The sequence below is a fragment of the Bacillus sp. SIMBA_005 genome (assembly GCF_046535585.1).
Classification (GTDB): Bacteria; Bacillota; Bacilli; order Bacillales; family Bacillaceae; genus Bacillus; species Bacillus pumilus.
The window spans coordinates 1-275 of sequence record NZ_JAWRWI010000333.1; the positions used below are offsets into that span (position 1 = coordinate 1).

Consider the following 275-nt stretch of genomic DNA (forward strand, 5'->3'; position numbering starts at 1 on the left):
GGGACGGGGGCCGCGAGCGCTGTGCTCGGCGGTGCCATCGTCGCCTACTATTCGTTCGTCGGCTTCGAAACCTCGGCGAACGTCATCGAGGAGGTCAAAGACCCGCGACGGATCTACCCGCGTGCGCTGTTCGCCGCCATGCTGACCGCCGGAGTGATGTACGTGCTCGTCGGCGTCGCGAGTTCGCTCGTGCTGTCGCCGGAGGAGCTTCAAGGCTCGAGCGGGCCTCTGCTCGCGGTCGTCGATGCCACCGGCGTCGCCGTACCGTCGTGGCT

General features: G+C 68.0%; 1 protein-coding gene. It reads left to right on the top strand.

The annotated features are described in order from the left end of the window. Nucleotides 1–21: 21 nt before the first annotated feature. Nucleotides 22–275 (top strand): amino acid permease (locus SB660_RS20355; protein ID WP_410584130.1); only part of this gene is annotated, 254 nt, incomplete at its 3' end.